The sequence below is a fragment of the Thauera butanivorans genome (genome assembly GCF_048398245.1).
Classification (GTDB): Bacteria; Pseudomonadota; Gammaproteobacteria; order Burkholderiales; family Rhodocyclaceae; genus Thauera; species Thauera butanivorans.
On record NZ_CP183038.1, the window covers coordinates 3,107,781 to 3,127,877 of the forward strand.

A 20,097-nucleotide genomic window follows, 5' to 3' on the forward strand; every position below is an offset into this window, starting at 1 on the left:
ACGCATTTCAACCCCTCAGAATCCTGTCCAAATAAAGCTACCATCGTATTTCCTATCTAACTGTTTGGCAAAATCGGCGATTTGTGCTGCGGAAGGATTGCCACCAGCAGCCTTATCAAATCTTGCCCACTCAGTGGTGATTTTTGAATGAATCTGGGGAGAAACTCCCCGCAGGAATTGGACGTCATGAACATTCACTCCTGAAGCCATCATTACCTCTTGATATTTCTGCGGCATGCTGTGGTGCACCTGCCAACCAGTCGGAAGATCGGGGCGGGCCTGCCTAAAAAGGGCTCGATAATTGGAGGCATCTGCAACTTCACCTATCCTTGTGGCTACCTTTGCGGTATTTCCGCCGAGTATCGGAACATCGCCCAATGCAATTTCATTCGCTATTAAACCTAAGCCAAGGAGAGGAAGCAATGGACCACCGGCAACTTGAATACGCTCTCCGGTGAAGCTCGACCCTAGCCCCAAGCCACCACCACCATTGAGTCCTCCTACTCCCCCTGAAAGCGCCCCTGCCTCCCAAGAACTCAGCCCCATCGGATCGAACCTGTTGACCGGGTTATTCCCCACGTAGGCATACAGGTTCAAATCGTCCCGGGTACCAATCGGGTCGGTCTGCAGGAAGCGGCCCAGGCTCGGCGAGTAGAACCGCGCCTTGTAGTAATACAGGTTCAACCCACCCAGGTACTGCTGCCCCGTGTAGCGGAAACGCACCCCGGTGGTGATGCTGGGCTCGCCATATGGGCCGTAGCTATAGACCGCCGTGCTGGTGCCCGCGCTGTTGGCCGCAGCCATGATGCTGCCCAGATGATCGGCATACAGCCACGTCTTGTCGGTCGTGGCCGTGCCCTCGTACCACACCAGCGCTTCATCGACTCCAGGTCCGTGCACGTAGCGGCGCAGCAGCGTGCCCGTGCTGTCGTACTCGGCCACCAGGTCGACACCGTCGTACATCAGGTCGGTGATCGTGCCCGCCAGCGTCGTGCGGCGCAACCGGCCTTCCGCATCATAAGCCAGCGTCGCGGCGTAGCCGCTCTTGTTCGCCGTCTTGAGCTTGTTGTCGACATCGTAGGTGTAGGTCCACACTCCGTCGCCCGTCAGGTTGCCCCGGTTGTCGTGGGTGATGCTGGCCCCTGCCGCCGCGGTGTACTGATTCCGGCCGTTGACCGTGTAGCTCTGGGTGCCGTTGGCGTAGCCTGTCCATTGGTACAGGTCGTTCGTCCAGCTCTGGCCCACGATCTCCTGCACCGGGTTGCGGGTGTAGGTGGTGGTCTGGTCCTGCGCCGTGCCAGCCAGGTTGTGCGCCAGGCTGGAGAGCGTGCCCTGCGCACCGTAGCCGTAGCTGGTCGTGGTGCCGTTGCCCAGCGTCACCGTGGTGCGGCGCGACAGGTCGTCGTAGGCGTAGGTGGCCAGGTTGGTGCTGCCCAGCTCCTTGATCGCCGTCGGACGGCTCAGGGCGTCGAAGGTCGCGGTGACGTAGAAGCTGGTGTCCGGCCACGTGGTGCGCGTGCGGTTGCCCGCTGGGTCGTACTGGTAGGCCAGCGTCTTGGCTCCGGCCGTGGTGCTGGTCAAGCGGCCGGCGGCATCCCACACGTAGCTGACCGTGTGGCTGTTGTCGGCATACTTGGCCTGGGTGCGGCGGCCCAGCAGGTCGTAGCTAAAGGCGACGTTGTCCGCGGTGGTCGGGTAAGTGCGGCTGATCAGGCGGTGAAGGTTGTCGTAGGCGAGCGTGACGTTCTGCGCGCTGCGCTTCCTGTGGGTGGTGACGTTGCCCACCGCGTTGTAGGTGAATTGCTCGTAGTCGGTCGTCGACGAGGTGTTGACGGTGCTCGGGTGCGGGTAGCGCAGTTTTACGCGCCGGTCGTGGCCTTCGTATTCGTAGGTCGTCCGGTTGTTCTTGGCATCGGTCAGTGTGATCGGCAGGCCGTTGTTGCTGTAGGTGGTGGCGGCGTAGGTCTGCGCCAGCGCCGTGCCCACCGCGCGCTTGACGCTTTGCACGCTGTCGTCGGCGTTGTACGCCGTCTCGGTCACCCGGTTGCCGCCCTGGGCTGCAGGCAGGTTCTCGGTGACGCGGATCAGCCGGTCGAGGTCGTCGTAGGCGTAGTCGGTGACCGCCACCGGTGCAGCCGCCGTCGGGCACGTGGTGGCCGCGGTGGTGAGCGCCGGGCCCCAGGCCTTGAGCCGCTTGCCGGTGGCGGTGTAGGTGCTGCAACTGACCAGCCATTGCGTGCCGAGCTGCGCCGCGCTGCGGATCAGGCGGCCGTCGTTGTCATACGCAAGCAGGGTCTGCTTGCCCAGCGCGTCGGTCGTCTGCGTGACCCGGCGCTGCGCATCGTAGGCGTGCGTGGTGATGTCGGTGACGTCCGTGAGCGGGCCGTTGACCTGGGTGAGGTTGCCCACCGCGTCGAAGGTGAAGGCCGTGCTGAGGTTGAGCTTGCCGGTGCCCGAATCGGCCACCACCGTCTGCGGCACGTACTTGTTGGCCGCGTTGTAGGCGGTGGTGGTAACCACCGTGGCGCTGGCGGTGATCTTGCTGGTCTGCGAGGTCTGCAGGTAGAAGCTCGGGTAGCCGCTGGCCGTGTAGGCGGTGTAGCCGTAGGTGGTCTGCGGCTGCACGCCGGCCGCGTCGGCCGGAGCCGTGACCGTGAGCGGGTTGCCCTGCGCGGTGTAGGTGTAGGCGGTGAGCTTGCCCAACGCGTCGGTGGCGCTGGCCACCTTGTTGAAGGCGCTCTCGTAGGTGAAGCTGCTGGTGAGCGTCGGCAGACCCGAGGCTGCAGGTAGCAGGCCAAGTTGAGACCAAAGCTCGGCCTTCACTACTTTCTATTTCCAGACCGATGGGGCTGCAAACCAAACCCCATCAACATCTGGATCAACTTTTGAACTTTTCCAACAGCAATCAGCGCCTTCACAAGTACAGGAATTTTCAATTGAACCCCCGTTCCACTCAACTCATATCATGACGCGCGCTCCTTTCTCTGATATACCCAAAAACCATCATCTGAAATAGGCAAAGGATAATCAAGCCTTATGACCTCAGCACAAATCGAAAAATCAGGCTCAAAATCAGCAAGAATTTCAGTCTCTATGCAGGACACAGACTCCTCATCCTCCTCTGAAACATCTCCGTCAAAATAGAAATGCACATCTATTTTCTTGCAGTCAACAGAAAGCACAACTGCTCGGAGATGAGGAGAAACCTCTCCCAATAAGGCTCGTTGAATGGATAAACGAGCCTCAACAACTCTCTGACCAGATACCATCTCTAGGGCCTCGCAGGAACGATATGAATACCGTTCTTTCCATAGTGAATTATCCCGTTTGATGTCGCAGAAGCACTTCCATTCAAATCGACATATTTTCCTATATTCTCACCAAAGTCCACCCTTTCTTTAGAACCTGGAGAACCAACTGGAACGTTTCCGATCTGTTGTCCAGTTCCAGCTTTATCAGCGAGCTTTGATGGATTAGCTGTCAAGGTGCTTTTTCCCGGCATGTAATTGTTATGACCTGGAAAGTGCTTTGCCTGCTGCCCCCAGTTAACTTCTGGCCTCACTCCCTTACCTGCCCCGCTGGACTTCAAAGTTCCTAGCAAAATTAACGTTTCAACATTCTTAGCCCGGGTAGCCGACAATCCCTCGACTGCCGCATTGTAAAGTGCATCATCGCCCGTCATCCAACCCACTGCTGCAGCACCGAGGCCACCAAAGGCATTTCCAACAGTGACAATCGGAGCATCTTTGGGGAAGAAACTAGCCACATCGCAGCTTACTCCGCAGAGGAGCATTTTTACTTCTGCGGCAACCAACCCCGTCGGGTCATTGAAGTTGACCGGGTTGTTCCCCACGTAGGCATACAGGTTCAGATCATCTCGGGTACCAATCGGATCGGTCTGCAGGAACCGGCCCAGCGTCGGCGAGTAGAACCGTGCCTTGTAGTAGTACAAGTTCAACCCACCCAAGTACTGCTGCCCCGTGTAGCGGAAGCGCACCCCGGTCGTCGTGTCTGGCTCACCATACGGGCCATAACGGTAGATCGCCGTGTTCGTGCCCCCGCTGTTGGCCGCAGCCACGATGCTGCCCAGATGATCGGCATACAGCCACGTCTTGTCGGTCGTGGCCGTGCCCTCGTACCACACCAGCGCTTCATCCACCCCGGGGCCATGCACGTAGCGGCGCAGCACCGTGCCCGCGCTGTCGTACTCGGCCACCAAGTCCACACCGTCGTACATCAGGTCGGTCACCGTGCCCGCCAGCGTCGTGCGGCGCAGCCGGCCTTCCGCATCGTAGGCCAGCGTCGCCGCATAGCCGCTCTTGTTGGCACTCTTGAGCTTGTTGTCGACATCGTAGACGTAGGTCCACACCCCGTCGCCCGTCAGGTTGCCCCGGTTGTCGTGGGTGATGCTGGCCCCTGCCGCCGCGGTGTACTGATTCCGGCCGTTGACCGTGTAGCTCTGGGTACCGTTGGCGTAGCCCATCCATTGGTACAGGTCGTTCGTCCAGCTCTGGCTCACGACCTCCTGCACTTGGTTGCGGGTGTAGCTGTAGGTGACGTCCTGCGCCGTGCCGGCCAGGTTGTGCGCCAGGCTCGATAGCGTGCCCTGCGCGCCGTAGCCGTAAGTGGTCGTGGTGCCGTTGCCCAGCGTCACCGTGGTGCGCCGGCTCAGGTCGTCGTAGGCGTAGCTGGCCAGGTTGACCGTGCCGGTTTCCTTGATCGCCGTCGGGCGGTTCAGCGCATCGTAGGTGGTGGTGACGTAGAACGCGGTCTCCGGCCACGTGGTGCGCGTGCGGTTGCCCGCCGGGTCATACTGGTAGGCCAGCGTCTTCGTCCCGGCCGTGGTGCTGGTGAGCCGACCGGCCGCGTCCCACACGTAATCGACGGTGTGGCTGTTGTTGGCGTACTTGGCCTGTGTGCGGCGGCCCAGCAGGTCGTAGCTGAAGGCGACGTTGTCCGCCGCAGTCGGGTACGTGCGGCTGATCAGGCGGTGCAGGTTGTCATAGGCGAGCGTGACGTTCTGGCCGCTGCGCTTGCGGTGTTTGGTGACGTTGCCCACCGCATCGTAGGTGAATTGTTCGTAGTCGCTCGTCGACGAGGTGCCGACCGTGGTGGGATGCGGGTAGCGCAGTTTCACCCGGCGATCGTGACCGTCGTATTCGTAGGTCGTCCGGTTGTTCTTGGCATCGGTCAGCGTCAGCGGCAGGCCGTTGTTGCTGTAGGTGTAGGCGGCATAGGTCTGCGCCAGCGCCGTGCCCACCGCGCGATTGACGCTTTGCACGCTGTCGTCGGCGTTGTACACCGTCTCGGTGACGCGGTTGCCGCCCTCGCCCGCCGGCAGGTTCTCGGTGACGCGGATCAGCCGGTCGAGGTCGTCGTAGGCGTAGTCGGTGACCGCCACCGGGGCAGCGGCCGTCGGGCACGTGGTGGCCGCACTGGTCAGCGCCGGCCCCCAGCTCTTGAGCAGCTTGCCGGTCGTCGTGTAGCTGGTGCAGCTTACCAGCCACTGGCTGCCGAGCTGGGCCGCGCTGCGGATCAGCCGGCCGTCGTTGTCATAGGCGAAGCGCGTCTGCTTGCCCAGCGCGTCGGTCGTCTGCGTGACCCGGCGCTGGCCGTCGTAGGCGTGTGTGGTGGTGTCGGTGACGTCCGTGCGCGGACCGTTGACCTGGGTGAGGTTGCCCACCGCGTCGAAGCTGAAGGTGGTCGTCAGGTTCAGCTTGCCGGTGCCCGAATCGGCCACCACCGTCTGTGGCACATACTTGTTGGCCGCGTTGTAGGCGGTGGTGCTGACCACCGTGGCGCTGGCGTTGATCTTGCTCGTCTGCGAGGTCTGCAGGTAGAAGCTCGGGTAGCCGCTGGCCGTGTAGGCGGTGTAGCCGTAGGTGGTCTGCGGCTGCACGCCGGCCGCATCGACCGGGGCCGTGACCGTGAGCGGATTGCCCTGCGCGGTGTAGGTATAGGTGGTGACCTTGCCCAGCGCGTCGGTGGCGCTGGCCACCTTGTTGAAGGCGCTCTCGTAGGTGAAGCTGCTGGTCAGCGTCGCCAGGCCCGAGCCGGGCTTGGGCAACTGCTTGACCTCGGTGACGTTGTGCGTGCAGCGCTTGTCGGCGGCGGCGCACGGCGCGTCGTCGTAGCTGTATTCCAGCGCGTTGCCTTCGGGGAAGGTCTTGCGCGTCAGCCGACCCTGGCCGTCGTAGGTGTTGGTGGTGACGCGGCCGAGCTTGTCGATCGCCTTCAGCACCTTGCCTTGCGCATTGAAGTACGACACGTGACCAACGCCATCGGGGTCCACTTCTTCCGAGCGCGAGCCGGCGAAGTGGTAGGTGTAGAGCTTGCCGGCAGCGTTGGTCTGGGTCTGCACCCGGCCCAGGCTGTCGTAGACGTTGGTGGCGAAGGCGACCGACGGGTTGCTCGGCTTGAAGAACTTGGTCATCCGCCCCGGCTGGTCGTACTGGAAGGTGGTGGCCTTGGCGGTGGCGTCGGTGGAACTGACGAGGTTGCCGCTGCTGTCATAGGCGTAGCCGATGCTGCGCGTGCCGTCGCTGACCGCGCTGATGCGCGCGCCGCTGTAGCTGAAGTTGAGCACCCGGCCCAGGCTGTTGGCGACCTTGGTGAGGTTGGCACCGCTGTAGGTGAACTTGGCCTGCACGCCGCTCGGGTGGGTGTAGGTCGCCAGCTTGCCCGCGCTGTTGAAGGCGAGCTTGGCGCGGTTGAGCGTTTCGTACTGGTAGGTGCCGTCGCCCTGCTTGGTCAGCCGCGCCGCGTTGCCCGGCGGCGGGTTGTAGCTGCCGTCGGGCAGCTTGACGAACACTTCGCCGTTCAGGCCCTGGGCCACGACCACGGTGTTGTCGATCAACTGGTCGGCGAACCAGCGCTGGCCCACCGTGGCGACGACCATCTTGTCCAGCGGTTTGGCCGCGTCGCCGAGCAGGTCGAGCGCGACGAGCTTCTCGACCAGCGTGGGTACGGCGTCGAGCGCAGAATCCTCGCCCATGCTTTGGAAACCGTCCGAGCCCACCCGCACGCTGGCGGCTAGGCTGTGCGTCCAGCCCTTGCCCAGCGGGCCGTCCTGCGTGCGCGCACTCGAGCTATAGAGCTTGTTCACGCCCAGGCTGTGCGGAAACTCACCCACCCCGGTCTGGATGTCTTCATCGGCATAGACAAAGTTCCCCTTGGCCATATCGATGGGGTCACCAAAGAACTTGCCGACCGTTGTCATCCAGTCATCGCTGCTCTTGGCTGAATTGGCGGAATTATTTACCGTTCCCGCCGGTATGTTGTTTATGCCGAACCCACCTGCGAGCCCGCCGCCGATGATGGCGCCGATGCTCGTGCCGGTGCTGTTGATGGTGAAGTAGCCGGTCCCCGTCCAGCTACCCTCGGTCAGGTTGCAGCTGTCGGGCAGGATCAGCCGGTTGCCGGCCGTGACCTGGCCCTGGAAGGTCGTCAGCCACGACGCGCATCCCACCAGGTTCGGCTGCACCGCCGAAGCGTAGTTCGCCGAGGTGGCGTTGTAGATCTTCTTGTTGCCGGCCACGGCCATGTCGATGAGCTTGACTGTCGACACCGCGCTCACACCCGCGGTCTGCTGCACCGCGGCCGATTCGAAGATGCTCGAATGCATGGCCGAGCTGTAGAAGGCTGCACGCTCCTTGGCAGCATCCGCGCTTTGGCTGACCACGCCGACCATGTTGCCCGGCAGATCGACGTAAGGCGCGCCGCTGTAGCCGGCGATGCCGACCTGGTGGTGGAACAGGGTGTTGGTGGCGGCGAGCCGGTCGGTGATGTAGTCCGAGTGGTTCACCTGCGCGATCCAGCTTGCCGACAGCACCGCCAGCGACGAGCCGAGCACGACCTCGGAAGCATCGGCGCTGCCGGCCGCCTTGGCGGTGTCGAGCTGGCTGCGGTAGCGTTCGACGAGCCCGCGCCCGGCCGGCCCCCAGCCGTTGCCGATCAGGTAGGTGCCGCCCGCCTTGATCTGCTGGGTGAAGTTCTGGTTCGCCCCGGTGCTGCCGTAGGCGCCGTGCGCGACGTTGAAAGTGACGGTGCCGACCGTGCCCGGCGTGACGGTGGTGCCGGTGGCCTGCGCCACGCCGTCGAGCATCAGTACCGGCTTGTTCGCGCTGTTGTAGGTGATCGTGAGCCGCTTGCCGTAGATCGCGTCGGAGCTGTAGGTCTTGTCGATGCCCTGGTAGACGATCCGCAGCGTCGGGCTGTAGCTGGCCGGGATGTTCGCCCACTCGGTCAGCGCGACCGAGGTGTCCCGGTAGGGCAGCGCGGTCTGGCGCAGCGGGGCACCGGTGTACGGTGCCACTGTCTTGCCGCCGATGACGTCGTCGAGCGTGCCCGCCGGCAGATTGGTGCGCAGATAGGTGGCCAGCGTGTTCGAATAGCTGGCGAGGTTGTTGCGGATGTTGTTGCGGTTGATGCCCTGCACGTAGTTGGCATTGACCGTGGCACCGCTCTTGGCCGAGCTCAGGTAGCTGCTGGCGTTGTAGCCGCTGGCGGTGGCGAGGTTGATGCCGGTCTTGTGGACATGGGACTTGAAGCTCGGATCGAAGTAGTAGTTGGTGCCGTCGATGTTGACCTTCACCCACACGTGGTCGAACTTCATGCTGTGCAGCGCGGCGGTCGAGCCCGGGCAACTGCCCGCGGCCGTCGCCGTGACCGAGGACACCGGGATCTGCGCCTGGCCGAACAGGTTCAGCACCCCGCACACCTTGCTGGTGTCGATCCCCAGCCAATCCTGCACCTGCGCTGCGGTGAGGTTGATGCGCCCCTTGACGTGGCTGGCGGTGAAGCCCGCCTCCTTCAGCAGCTGCACCATCAGCGTGGCCTGGTCGAAGGCCGTGCCCTGGTTGTCGAGCAGAGCTCCGATCGCGCCTTTCTGGATGCCCCAGGTGGGGTAGTAGGCGATGTTGTTGCGGACGTACTCGTAGATCAGGTCCGGGTCGTTCTTGAGCGCACGCGCCAGTTCCGCGATCGAGGCCGGCCCGGTCGGCGCGGTGTCGCCCGCAATCCGCATCGCCGACATCGCCGGTTCGCGGCCAGGGGCGGCGCTGCGCCCGGCTTCATGCGGTACGCCCTGGTTCAGCCCCTGGGGCAGTTCACGGGCGTGGATGGCTTGCTCCGACTCCTCGGGCGTGACCGGGGCCAGGATGGCACGGTTGACGCCGGGGCCGTGCTCGATGCGCTCGCGTTGCACGCCGCCCTTGGCCGTGCGGGCCGTGGCCGCCAGGGGCTGGGGCAGTTCCACCACCGCCGGCACGCCCTGGCCGAACTGGATGTTGCCCTCGGCCAGCGCCGAACCCGAGAACAGGCCGGCGACCAACACCGCCAGCATGCTCGCACGCAGCGAACCTTTGTTGCGTTCTGACATGATCGAACTCTCCCGAACAAATACGAAATACGCAGCGAGGCCCGCCCACGGCATGCGAACCGCATGCCCGAAAAGCGCACGACGCCCCACGGCCCACCCACGCGGGCCGATACAGAACTCAAGGGAAAACAATGGAAAAGCGGCCATTGGCCGCCAGGGGATCAGGGCACGCCGGTGGTGACCTGGCTGACGCGGTTGCCGGCCGCGTCGTAGGTGTAGGTGATGACCACGCCGTTGCTGTAGGTGGCCGTCTTGACGCGGCCCAACTGGTCGTAGGTGTAGCTGACCGAGCCGGCCAGCACGGGCATGGACAAGCCCAGCAAGGTGGCCAGCACCAGGGTGCGCATGCTCGCACCCGACGCCGGCTTCAGGGTCCGACTCTCACTCATCACCACTCTCCCCTATTGAAATGGACTGCAGCCCTTCGCCTTCGCCCACAGTTTCGACTACACTCTGACGACATACCCCGACCGCATGCTCAAGCTGACTGACATTGTTCGAAACAAACATACCATTGTCAACAGTAGACCCCAAATAAATATCCACACCCGATGATCAAAGGAAAAGCCCGACGCAATGGAATCCGCGCCACCCTGCCCTTGCCCGCCGGAATGGCCGATGCGCTCCGGCATGCGTGGCACTGGTGGCGCGAAGAAATGCACGGGCTCATCGCGCCGGCCACAGAGCGCTTCACAGGCACCGGCACAACCGTCACCCTCGTCTCGGATGCACATGGCACGCCGCACCTGCACGAGCAGCACCGAGCGTCGGGCGGACTGCCCGACGACTGGCAAGCCGCATGCAGGGACAGGCCCGTCATCATGCTGATGGACTCCGCGCAGGTGATGCGGCTGCCACTGACCTTGCCCCGCGCGGCCCGCAGCAGCCTCAAGGACGCCGTCCGCTACCGCCTGGCAGCAGAAGCGCCGATCGACCCTGCGGCGCTGTATTTCGACATCGGCGAGGTATCGGCCGGAAGCAATCGAGATGAGATCAGAGTGGATGTCGCCCTGTGCACACGGGAGCAGGCCGCGAGGCTGGAGGCTGCCGCCGAACGGGCTGGCACAACGGGATGCGTGGTCGGTTTCTCGCCGGAGGGTCATCCATCCCCCACGTTCATCTTTTCGGTGTCGCGGGGCGCGCAGCATGCGCTCGCGACGACGCGCCTGAACCGATGGCTGTTCGCATCCGCTTGCGGCATCGTGCTTGCAATCGGGCCGGCGCTCCATGCAGGCGCATCGTGGCTCACTACACGTACCCAGGCCGCCATCGACGAAAGCCGGGCGGTTCAAGGCAAGGCCATTCGCCTGGCCGAGGAACAGGCTCGGCTGCGCGCCGTGCAGGATGCGATATCCGCCGTGCGCGCCGCACCGGGCCTGCTACCCGTACTCGAGGATGTTGCCGCCCATCTGCCGAAGCAGGCATGGGTCAGCCAGCTTCATTACGAACAGGGCGGCCTCCGGATCACCGGCCATGCTGCCGACCCGACAACGGCCGCCCGCGCACTGGAGCAGGCCGGCAGCTTGAGTGCCGTCCGGCTGGAATCGGTGTCGCGGCTGGATCCTGGCTCGGGCACGGCGGATGTGCCGCAGTTCGTGATGCAGGCAAGGCTCGCCCGGACAGGTGCCCGATGACACATCTTCCGCTGGCCATACGGCGGGCACTTGCGATCGTGCTGGGCTGCGTCCCGCTGATCATGATGTGGTCATTGGTGATCCGTCCCCTGCACACCCTGACCACGGCTGCCATCGAGCGCCTGGACGACTCCCGTTTCGAACTGCAGCGCCTGCGGCTACTGGCAGCCACAAACGATGTACTGGCACCCGATGAACTGGCACGCCAGTCGCACGAGGTTGCTGCGTGGGTTTTTCGGTCGCGCACGGACGGCGCAGCAGTCCTCAGTGCCGTGGATGAGCTGGTCCGTGGCGCCGGCGTCGAGCTGAATGAACTACGGGCCGCCGAGCCTCGCGCGCAAGGGCCTCTGACCCGATTCTCGGTAGACCTGAAGGTGACCGCACCGGAAACCGAGCTGGTTCAGCTGCTGGCGGCCTTCGCCCATCACCGGCCGCTGCTGACGGTCGACCGCGCAGTGATCCTGTCTTCTGCTTCAGGGCCGGATTCGGCACTGCTGCCGCTCTCCATCGAGTTGCGTGTTTCGGGCTTCGGCGCGGAAGTGCCGACGCCTTCATCCACGGAAGAAGTCGATGCCGAGTAAGCAGACCGTGGCGCTCATCGCCTGCAACATCTGCGCACTCGCCGCCTTCGTCCTGCTGCATTGGGTCGCGCTCGGCACCCCCGATCTGCCAGCCTCGACCACGCAGCATGACATGGCGGATGCCGTCGAAGGCGGCAGCCACTGGCCTGAGGTGCTACCGGACATGCTGGTGCGGGCACCGCTGTTTTCACCTTCCCGTAGCCGTCCCGAAATTTCGCTCTCCGCTGATACCGCAGCCAGCTCTCCGCCGCAGCCGCCGCGCCTCGTCGGCATCGTCGGTGCAGGCGGCCGGGCTCGCCTGGTGCTGCTGGAAAACGACGCAGCCGAGCGCAGGCTGGTGCCACGCGGCGAGGTGTTCGGTGAGTGGCGTGTCATCTCGATCGCGCCGAATGCCGTGCGGCTCCGCCAGCAAACGAACTCCAGCGCCGAGTCCCCGCCTCCCGCAGACATCACCATCCAGCTCCGGCCGCCCATCACCCATTCAGGGCTTCCACCCAATGAATAAGCTCACCCCGTTCATCATCGGCATTGCGCTTCTGGCAGGACTCAGCGCCTGCTCGACCACAGCCGCACCCGAACCTGCCCGCATTTCACCATGGAAGCGGATTCCGGCTGCTGCCATGGAGACGAACGGCAACGCGGTTCAGTCCGCCGTAAACGATCCAGAACCACCCCGGGGGCTCGTCACGGAATATTTCGAATCCGGCCGTGAAGAACCGGCTCCCGCCCGGGCAGGCAGCACCGCACGCCCCGGCGGTGGCGGCGAGCGCTTCGAGCTCAATTTCAACGAGGCCGACATTCGCGGCGTGATCGATGCGGTGCTCGGTGACATGCTCAGACTCGACTACGTCGTCTCGCCCGAAGTACAGGGCCGCATCACGCTGCGGACCAGCCGCCCGGCTTCGCAGGCATCGCTGCTGTCGGCACTGGAGGCCGCGCTGGGGACAGTCTCGGCCGTGCTGCTGAAGGATGGCAACAGCGTCAGCGTGGTGCCGTGGAGCGAGGCACCGCAGCGCGTGCGCCCGGCCCAGCGCCTGGCGGCATCCATGCCGCCCGTTCCGGGCTACGCGGTGGAGATCATTCCGTTGCGCTACGTCAATGCGAAGGACATGCAGACCGTCCTGGACACCTTCGTACCGAAAGGCACGGTACTGCAGGCCGATACCCAGCACGGCCATCTCGTGATCGCCGGCAGCAGCCAGGATCGTGGCGCCGTGCTGCGTACCATCGAGAACTTCGACGTCGATTGGCTCAAGGGCATGACCTTCGCCATGTACAGGCTTGCACAGAGCCGGCCCGAAACGATCGTCAACGAACTCCAGCAGATCTTCCAAGGCAAGCTGGACCTGTTCACGACGCGGGTGCGGCTCGTGCCGCTCGAACGCATGCAGGCCGTTCTCGGCGTGGCACGGAACAGGTCCGACCTCGATCTGCTGGGTGAATGGATCGGGCGGCTCGACATTTCGAAGACGGGCAGCCAGCGGATCTTCGTCTACAACGTGCAGAACGGCAGTGCGAAGGACCTGGTCGCATCCCTGCGCCAGGTACTGACCGGCGAGATGGCGGCAACCGCCGCCGTGACCATCGCCGGCACGGAAACGGAACGTTTCCCGCCTTCGACCGTGCCTGCCGACCTGCAGGCGAGCGGAACGGCCAGTGCTCAGTCGAACATCGGCCGGCTCGTTGCGCTCGAAGAAAACAATTCGCTGATGTTCTACGGTACCGAAGATGAATACCGCGTCATCCAGGAAGCGCTGGCCCAGATCGACGTACTGCCCAGGCAGGTGATGATCGAGGCCTTTCTGGCGGAAGTCACGCTGAACAACAACCTGCGCTACGGCGTGCAGTGGTTCTTCGACTCGAGCGAGAACACGGTGACCTTGAGCGCCGCCGAATCCGGCGCCGTGGCCTCACAATTTCCGGGGTTTTCCTACGTCTATACCGGCAAGGCGAACGCCCGCATCGTGCTGAACGCGCTGCAGTCCAAGACCGAGGTCAAGATTCTCTCCGCGCCGAAGATTTCCGTCCTGAACAACCAGAAGGCGAGCCTGCAGGTCGGCGACCAGGTGCCGATCGTCACCCAGACCTCGCAGGGCACGGATGTTTCGGGCGCACCGGTCATCAGCACGATCCAGATGCGCGATACGGGCGTCATCCTGGAAGTGACGCCACGCGTCAATGACAATGGAAACGTGATCCTGGATGTCATGCAGGAGGTGAGCGAAGTGGCGCAGACGACATCGTCCGGCATCGACTCGCCCACCATCCAGCGGCGGAGAATCCACAGCGTCATCGCCACCCGCGACGGCTTCACCGTGGCGCTGGGCGGCCTGATCCGCGAAAGCGGCGGGATGGGCAACAGCGGCGTGCCGCTGCTGAAGGACATCCCGGTCGTCGGCAACTTCTTCCGGAACAACACGTCCGACACCCGCCGCACCGAACTGGTGGTGCTTCTGGTGCCGCATGTGATGCGCAACCAGATGGAGACACAATCGGTCGTCGATGCGCTGGTCGATGGCCTCGAAACCGCTTCCAGGCTGGCCGAGCATGCCCTCCCCCTTGCCCCGTCGCGCCCGCAGTGAGGGCTTCGTCCTGCTGCATGCATTGTGGCTGCTGCTTGTCGCCGCCACCCTCGCCGCTGGCTCGATGACCGCCGTTTTCTACTCATCGGAGGAGTTGTCCATCTCGGAACAGCGGCTCCGGACCCGTCTGGTGCATGAGTCGGCAGTCGAGTTTGTCATCCATGACCTCCTGGTCAACGGAGCCAGAAGCGCCTGGATAGGTGACGGCATCGTCACCCGACGCGTGCAGATCGATCAGCAGTTCGTCAGCGTGTCGGTTCAGCAGGTGGATGGGCTCGTCGACCCCGTGACGTCCGACCCAGCGATATTCGGCCGGCTGCTGGCGGGGCTCGCCATACCGCAGGAACGACAGAAGCCGGGCGGCACGGCGACCCAATCCGCAGACGTCCTTCGTCCCACGACCTATGCGGACCTGCAGGCCATGCTCGGCCTCGACGACAGCTCATTCGCCTGCCTGTACCCCTACGTCACGCTCCACTCCGGACGGACGGAGCCCGACCTGCGGCATGCGTCGAAGCGTCTTGCCGAACTTGCCGGATCAAGGTCCGGCACGTCGTCCGGCGCACGATCCGTCATGAGCGAGGACTCCGCCCATGGCGTGCTCGGCTCCACGTTCAGGGTGAACGTGTTTTCCGAGAGCGCCCCCGGCGGTGCAGACGGATTTTCCGTCGAAGTGACGATCACCGGCCAGATCGAACCCAGCCATCTCGTGAGAAGCCGGCAGCGCATCGTCGGGGCCTTCGACAAGCCCTGCCCATTTTGAGCGAAGCTCCTTCATACAGTCCCACCAGCCGGGTCCGAGCCAGGAACATCGCCCACCTGTCGAAGCCCGTCACAGCAGGCGTGGCTCGGTTTCAGCTTCCTTGGCGGCCAATGCTGGAGAACACCTAGCTCGATGGCGTCTGGTGGTCGATGTACGCGGAAAAGTGCTTGGCCACGGTCGCCTCGATGCGGGCCACATCCTCATCCGGCAGCCCCTCTACCAGTTTGTGCTTACGCTTGGAGAGCACCCCCTTGCCTTGCACGATGACGTCGATGAGGGTGTGGAGCGCCGCCTGGCGCAGGTCGAGCCAGGATTCCAGATCACGTACCGTCGCGTCGTGCGCGCGCAGGTAAACGATTTCGGCCTGCAAATCCTCTTCCACGCATGCCTGGCAGCACTCGTAGATGAATTCGCAGATCTCCGTGAAATCGTGGTAGGCATAAAGCCACAAGGGCTGCGGCGAGCGCACGTGGATCGTGGCGCTGTCCCCGTCGAGGGCATAGTCGAGCAACTCGGTGCGGGGGCGTGAGTAGCGTTTGAGAAGCGCCGAGTAGCGGTCCAGTTGCTTCAGCATCCGGGCCGACAAGGGCAGCACCACGCCGGCCGGGGTGAAGCCTGTCTGGCGCAGTATGTGATGCAGCAAGAATCGATGAAGCCTGCCGTTGCCATCCCAGAAGGGGTGTACGAACACAAAGCCGAATGCTGCACACGCTGCGGCCAATACCGGGTCCAGTTTGCCCGCCGCGGCGATCTGCGCCAGCCGGGCCACGGCCTCCATCATCGGCCTCACCAGCTCCGGCGGCGCCGGAATGAAATCGGCGATGTTCCTGAGCCGCCCGGCCCGCGAAAGCCAGTTCTGGCCGTCGCGGTATCGGTATTCTGCCGTCCGGGCATTCACGATCCGGGATTGCCACTCGCCGAGTTGGTCCTCGGTAAGCGGCCCGGGTTCGCCAGCCTGTTCAAGCAAGTGCCTGAATCTGGCCGCCCGATTGTTGTCCGGAATCTCGTCCTCGATGCCGTAGGTCGAGCGCGTCTCGGAGAGATAGAGGTAATCCACGGCCCGCGCGAGCATCTCCGGCTCGATGGCCCGGAAGGTTTCTCCCACCTTGCTCGCAAGTCCTGCGGCAAGCCACTTCTCCAATTTTTCGGTACGCCGAATGAGCGGGCTGAACCATTTGTCACCCAAGAGATTGCTCACGATGCCGAACTTGGGATCGGGAACAGCCGGCCCGACGACGTAAGCGGCCGGATCCAGCAGGGGTACTCGCGGGCTGCCCGCCGGCAAGCTGTACTCGAACTCATGGCCCGTAAGCCATGCCGCCAGGTGACCGGCCATCCGTGAGTACTTGGAACTGGGCTTGTCGCGCAGCCAAGCCTGGATGGCTTCGCGTACCTCGGGCACCTCGAAGAGCGCCCCAAGCACAGTCAGATCGAGGTGCTCCCGCTTGAACGCAAAAGTGAGCTGTCCTGCCAGTGTTTCAGTGTCGCTGATACGCTGAAGGGGTAGCTCGATACGCTCCTCTCCATCCGCACTGACGGTCCGGGAGCCGATGGCCCGCTCCGTGGCCGCATAGACGCAGCGCAATGGAGGCACCCGCAATTGATACTTGCGAATGAGTGCTTCGTAACCAAGATGGAGATGAGTCATATACAGAAGACCAGAAGTTGCAGCGCATCGTCTACTTCTTTACAAAATCATCTATTTATTTTTCTATCCCCCCAAAAACATCTACATTCTACCAACACGATTTTCGTTTCCGGCCCATGATCAGTGAAACTGGGGCGACATATTGGCTTGAGCATGCGGCCCGCCGGGGGCATAAGCGGTGGGAAATGTGGGGGAATTTTGGGAAAGCGCGCAAAAAGCACTTGGGCCAATCCGAAGATTGGCCCAAGTGCTTGATTCTTTTGGTCGGGGCGGCGGGATTCGAACTCGCGACCCCTTGCACCCCATGCAAGTGCGCTACCAGGCTGCGCTACGCCCCGACACAAGCCGCCATTATAGCAGCGACTTCAGAATTTGCCAGTTTTTTGATACTGGCAACCTTGCCGATGCTCAGGCGCGCAGGTCTGCGAGCAAGGCCTGCACGTCGGCACGGACCTCGGCCACCAGCGCGCGATACTGGTCCGCCTCGATCCTGCTTTCCTGCTCCTGGATCGCGCTTTCGCCCAGGCGGTTGCGCGCGCCGGAAATGGTGAAGCCTTCCTGGTACAGCAGCTCGCGGATGCGCCGGACCAGCAGCACTTCGTGGTGCTGGTAGTAGCGCCGGTTGCCGCGGCGCTTGACCGGCTTGAGCTGGGTGAACTCCTGCTCCCAGTAGCGCAGCACGTGCGGCTTGACGCCACACAGTTCGCTCACTTCACCGATGGTGAAATAACGCTTGGCCGGAATCGGCGGCAGCGGTTCCGCGCCGATTTCAGGGTTGCTTGCTTGCATCGCTGAGTTGCTCCACGGCTGCCTTCAGTTTCTGGCTGGCATGGAAAGTGACCACCCGCCGCGCGGTGATCGGGATTTCTTCGCCAGTCTTGGGATTGCGTCCGGGGCGCTGGGGCTTGTCGCGCAACTGGAAGTTGCCGAAGCCCGACAGCTTGACGCTGTCGCCACGCTCCAGCGCCATCCGGATCTCCTCGAAGAAGCCCTCCACCATGTCCTTGGCTTCGCGCTTGTTGAGACCGACCTGCTCGAACAGCAGCTCGGCCAGTTCCGCCTTGGTCAGCGTTGTCATGTCAGCCTCCTGCACCACGCAGGCGGGCACCGAGCACGGTTTCGGCCTGCTTCACCAAACCTGCCATGACGGCATCCACTTCAGCGTCTTCGAGCGTGCGCTGAGTATCTTGCATCGACACCCTGAAGGCAAGGCTCTTCCGGTCGGGCTCGATGCCCTTGCCCTGATAGACGTCGAACAGGGTGATTTCCCGCACCACCGCCGGCGCGGCCTGGCGCAGCGCGTCGATGACGCGTTCGGCAGTGACGTCGGTGCCCAGCACCAGCGCCAGGTCGCGCACCACCGCCGGCATGCGCGAGATCTCGCTGTAGGCCGGCATGCGCGCGCCCAGCACGGCGTCGAGCTCGAGTTCGAACACCACCGGCGCGGTGCCGAGATCGTAGCGCTGCACCCACACCGGATGCAGTTCGCCGATGATGCCGATCACGCGGCCATCCAGCGATACGCTGGCGGCGCGGCCGGGGTGCAGGGCCGGATGGGACAGGCGCACGAAGTTCAGGCTGCGCGGTGCGATCAGGGCTTCGACGTCGGCCTTGACGTCGTAGAAATCGACCGTCCGGCTGCGCTCGCCCCACTGCTCGGGCAGCACCGAGCCCGCGGCGAGGCCGGCGATGCGCATCGGCTGGTGGAAGCCGGCCACCGGCTCGCCGTCGGCCTTGCGCTCGAACACGCGGGCGACTTCGAACACGCGCACGCGCTCGGTCTGGCGCTTGCGGTTGGTGGCCATGGTATCGACCAGGCCGGCGATCAGGCTGGAGCGCATCACGCTGAGCTGGCTGGCGATCGGGTTGGCGAGGCGGATCGGGTCTTCGTTGGCGCAGAAATCGCGCTCCCAGGCTTCCTCGACGAAAGCGAAGTTGACCACTTCCTGATAGCCGCGCGCGGCCAGCAGGTGGCGCGCTGCCCACACCGGGCGGGCATGCTCGGTGCTCGGCAGCATCATCAGGCCGCCTTGCGGCGCCACTGCGGGAATGTTGTCGTAGCCGTGCAGGCGGGCGAGTTCCTCGACCAGATCGACTTCGATCTCGATGTCGAAGCGCCACGACGGCGGCGTGACGACGAAGTCCTCGCCGTCGCGCCGGACGTCCAGATGCACGCGTTCGAGCAACGACTGGATCGCGGCATCGTCGAGGTCGATGCCGAGCACGCGGCGCGCGCGCGCAGTGCGCAGGCGTACCGGCTGGCGTGCCGGCAGCTTGTCGGCGGCGAGCGCTTCCTCGACCGGGCCGGCCTCGCCGCCGCAGATGTCGATGATGAGCTGCGTGGCACGCTCCAGCGCGCGGCGCGGGAGTTCGAAATCGACGCCGCGCTCGAAGCGGTGCGAAGCGTCCGAACCGAAACCGTAGGCACGTGCGCGGCCGGCGATCGCATCCGGCGCGAAGAAGGCGCTTTCGAGGAAGACTTCGCTGGTGTCGAGCGTGATGCCGCTGTCTTCGCCGCCCATGATGCCGGCCAGCGCCAGCGCGCGGGCCTCGTCGGCGATCAGCAGCGTGTCGGCGGCCGGCATCACCGTCTGTTCGTTGAGCAGCAGCACCTGTTCGCCTTCACGCGGGTAACGCACGTGGATCGCGCCCTGCAGTTTGGTATTGTCGAAGGCGTGCAGCGGCTGGCCGAGTTCGAGCATGACGTAGTTGGTGACGTCCACCAGCGCGCTGATCGCACGGATGCCGCTGCGCGCCAGGCGCGTGACCATCCAGTCCGGCGTCGGCGCCTTGGCATCGACGCCGCGCAGGATGCGGCCGCAGTAGCGCGGGCAGGCTTCGGGGGCGTCGAGCACGATCGCACGACGGCCATCGTGGCTGGGGGCGACCGGCGCGACTTCGGTCTTGCGCAGCGCGCTACCGGTGATCGCCGCGACTTCGCGCGCCACGCCTTCGAGGCTGAGGCAGTCGGCACGGTTCGGCGTCAGCTTGATCGTGAACAAGGTGTCGTCGAGGCCGAGGTAGTCGCGGATGTCGCAGCCGACCGGCGCATCCTCGGGCAGCGCATACAGGCCACCGTGGTCTTCCGACAGGCCCAGCTCGCGCGCCGAGCACAGCATGCCGAAGGACTCGACGCCGCGCAGCTTGGCCGCCTTGATGGCGAAGCCGCCCGGCAACACGGCGCCGACCCTGGCGCACGGCACTTTCATGCCGGCGGCGGCGTTCGGCGCACCGCAGACGATCTGCAGCAGCTCGCCACCGCCCGCGTCGACCTTGCACAGCTTGAGCTTGTCGGCGTTCGGATGCTTTTCCGCCTCGACGATGCTGGCCACGACCACGCCCGAGAAGGCGGGCGCAGCCGGCTCGGCCTCTTCCACTTCGAGGCCGGCCATCGTCAGCAGGTGGCCGAGCGCGTCACTGTCGAGTTGCGGATCGACGAAGGTCCGCAGCCACTGTTCGGAGAATTGCATGATTCGATTACCCGGAAGAATTCGATGAGGCAGGCGCCGC

At 64.1% G+C, this 20,097-nt stretch carries 13 protein-coding genes and 1 tRNA gene; 5 read left to right on the top strand and 9 right to left on the bottom strand.

Annotation, left to right across the window (positions count from 1 at the left end):
- Nucleotides 1-15 precede the first annotated feature (15 nt).
- The 4 genes from ACNQFN_RS15120 to ACNQFN_RS15135 form a co-directional block, all read right to left on the bottom strand.
- Nucleotides 16-2,823 (bottom strand): RHS repeat-associated core domain-containing protein, encoded by a 2,808-nt coding sequence (locus ACNQFN_RS15120; protein ID WP_418646898.1) that lies wholly within the window; start codon nt 2,821-2,823, stop codon nt 16-18.
- Nucleotides 2,824-2,963: 140 nt separating this feature from the next.
- On the bottom strand, nt 2,964-3,269 hold the full coding sequence (locus ACNQFN_RS15125) for a hypothetical protein (protein ID WP_418646899.1): 306 nt from the start codon (nt 3,267-3,269) through the stop codon (nt 2,964-2,966).
- Nucleotides 3,270-3,271: 2 nt separating this feature from the next.
- A complete protein-coding gene (locus ACNQFN_RS15130; RefSeq protein ID WP_418646900.1) occupies nt 3,272-9,379 on the bottom strand; it encodes an RHS repeat-associated core domain-containing protein in 6,108 nt (2,035 codons plus the stop codon).
- 161 nt (nt 9,380-9,540) lie between these two features.
- Complete coding sequence (locus tag ACNQFN_RS15135; RefSeq protein WP_217999680.1) at nt 9,541-9,768, bottom strand: RHS repeat domain-containing protein; 228 nt, start codon at nt 9,766-9,768, stop codon at nt 9,541-9,543.
- A gap of 162 nt (nt 9,769-9,930) precedes the next feature.
- On the opposite strand from ACNQFN_RS15135, the gene ACNQFN_RS15140 reads away from it, so the two are divergent.
- From ACNQFN_RS15140 to ACNQFN_RS15160, 5 genes are read left to right on the top strand one after another with little or no spacing between them, the layout of a single operon-like run.
- On the top strand, nt 9,931-11,013 hold the full coding sequence (locus ACNQFN_RS15140; RefSeq protein ID WP_418646901.1) for a PilN domain-containing protein: 1,083 nt from the start codon (nt 9,931-9,933) through the stop codon (nt 11,011-11,013).
- Nucleotides 11,010-11,594 carry a type II secretion system protein GspM gene (gspM, locus tag ACNQFN_RS15145; RefSeq protein ID WP_418646902.1) on the top strand — a complete coding sequence of 195 codons (585 nt, stop codon included), beginning with the start codon at nt 11,010-11,012 and terminating at the stop codon, nt 11,592-11,594. Before ACNQFN_RS15140 ends, gspM begins: the two co-directional genes overlap by 4 nt.
- A 7-nt stretch (nt 11,595-11,601) precedes the next feature.
- The gene (locus tag ACNQFN_RS15150; RefSeq protein ID WP_418646903.1) at nt 11,602-12,099 is read left to right on the top strand and encodes a hypothetical protein; all 498 of its coding nucleotides are present in this window, start codon (nt 11,602-11,604) and stop codon (nt 12,097-12,099) included.
- Complete coding sequence (gspD, locus tag ACNQFN_RS15155; protein WP_418646904.1) at nt 12,092-14,176, top strand: type II secretion system secretin GspD; 2,085 nt, start codon at nt 12,092-12,094, stop codon at nt 14,174-14,176. The genes ACNQFN_RS15150 and gspD overlap by 8 nt, the downstream gene beginning before the upstream one ends.
- Entirely contained in the window at nt 14,142-14,939 is a 798-nt protein-coding gene (locus ACNQFN_RS15160; RefSeq protein WP_418646905.1) for a hypothetical protein, read from the top strand. The genes gspD and ACNQFN_RS15160 overlap by 35 nt, the downstream gene beginning before the upstream one ends.
- A gap of 124 nt (nt 14,940-15,063) precedes the next feature.
- On the opposite strand, the gene ACNQFN_RS15165 is transcribed toward ACNQFN_RS15160, so the two are convergent.
- The 5 genes from ACNQFN_RS15165 to pheT all read right to left on the bottom strand — a co-directional run bounded on the left by ACNQFN_RS15165 (nt 15,064) and on the right by pheT (nt 20,057).
- Complete coding sequence (locus tag ACNQFN_RS15165; protein ID WP_418646906.1) at nt 15,064-16,587, bottom strand: Fic family protein; 1,524 nt, start codon at nt 16,585-16,587, stop codon at nt 15,064-15,066.
- Between the two features lie 261 nt (nt 16,588-16,848).
- A tRNA-Pro gene (locus ACNQFN_RS15170) sits at nt 16,849-16,925 on the bottom strand.
- 70 nt (nt 16,926-16,995) lie between these two features.
- Nucleotides 16,996-17,376, bottom strand: a complete 381-nt coding sequence (locus ACNQFN_RS15175; RefSeq protein WP_418646907.1) for a MerR family transcriptional regulator — start codon at nt 17,374-17,376, stop codon at nt 16,996-16,998.
- Nucleotides 17,357-17,665 (bottom strand): integration host factor subunit alpha, encoded by a 309-nt coding sequence (locus ACNQFN_RS15180; protein ID WP_068637068.1) that lies wholly within the window; start codon nt 17,663-17,665, stop codon nt 17,357-17,359. Before ACNQFN_RS15180 ends, ACNQFN_RS15175 begins: the two co-directional genes overlap by 20 nt.
- 1 nt (nt 17,666) lies before the next feature.
- Nucleotides 17,667-20,057: a phenylalanine--tRNA ligase subunit beta gene (gene pheT / locus ACNQFN_RS15185; RefSeq protein ID WP_068637067.1), complete on the bottom strand. Its 2,391-nt coding sequence runs from the start codon at nt 20,055-20,057 to the stop codon at nt 17,667-17,669.
- Nucleotides 20,058-20,097 lie beyond the last annotated feature (40 nt).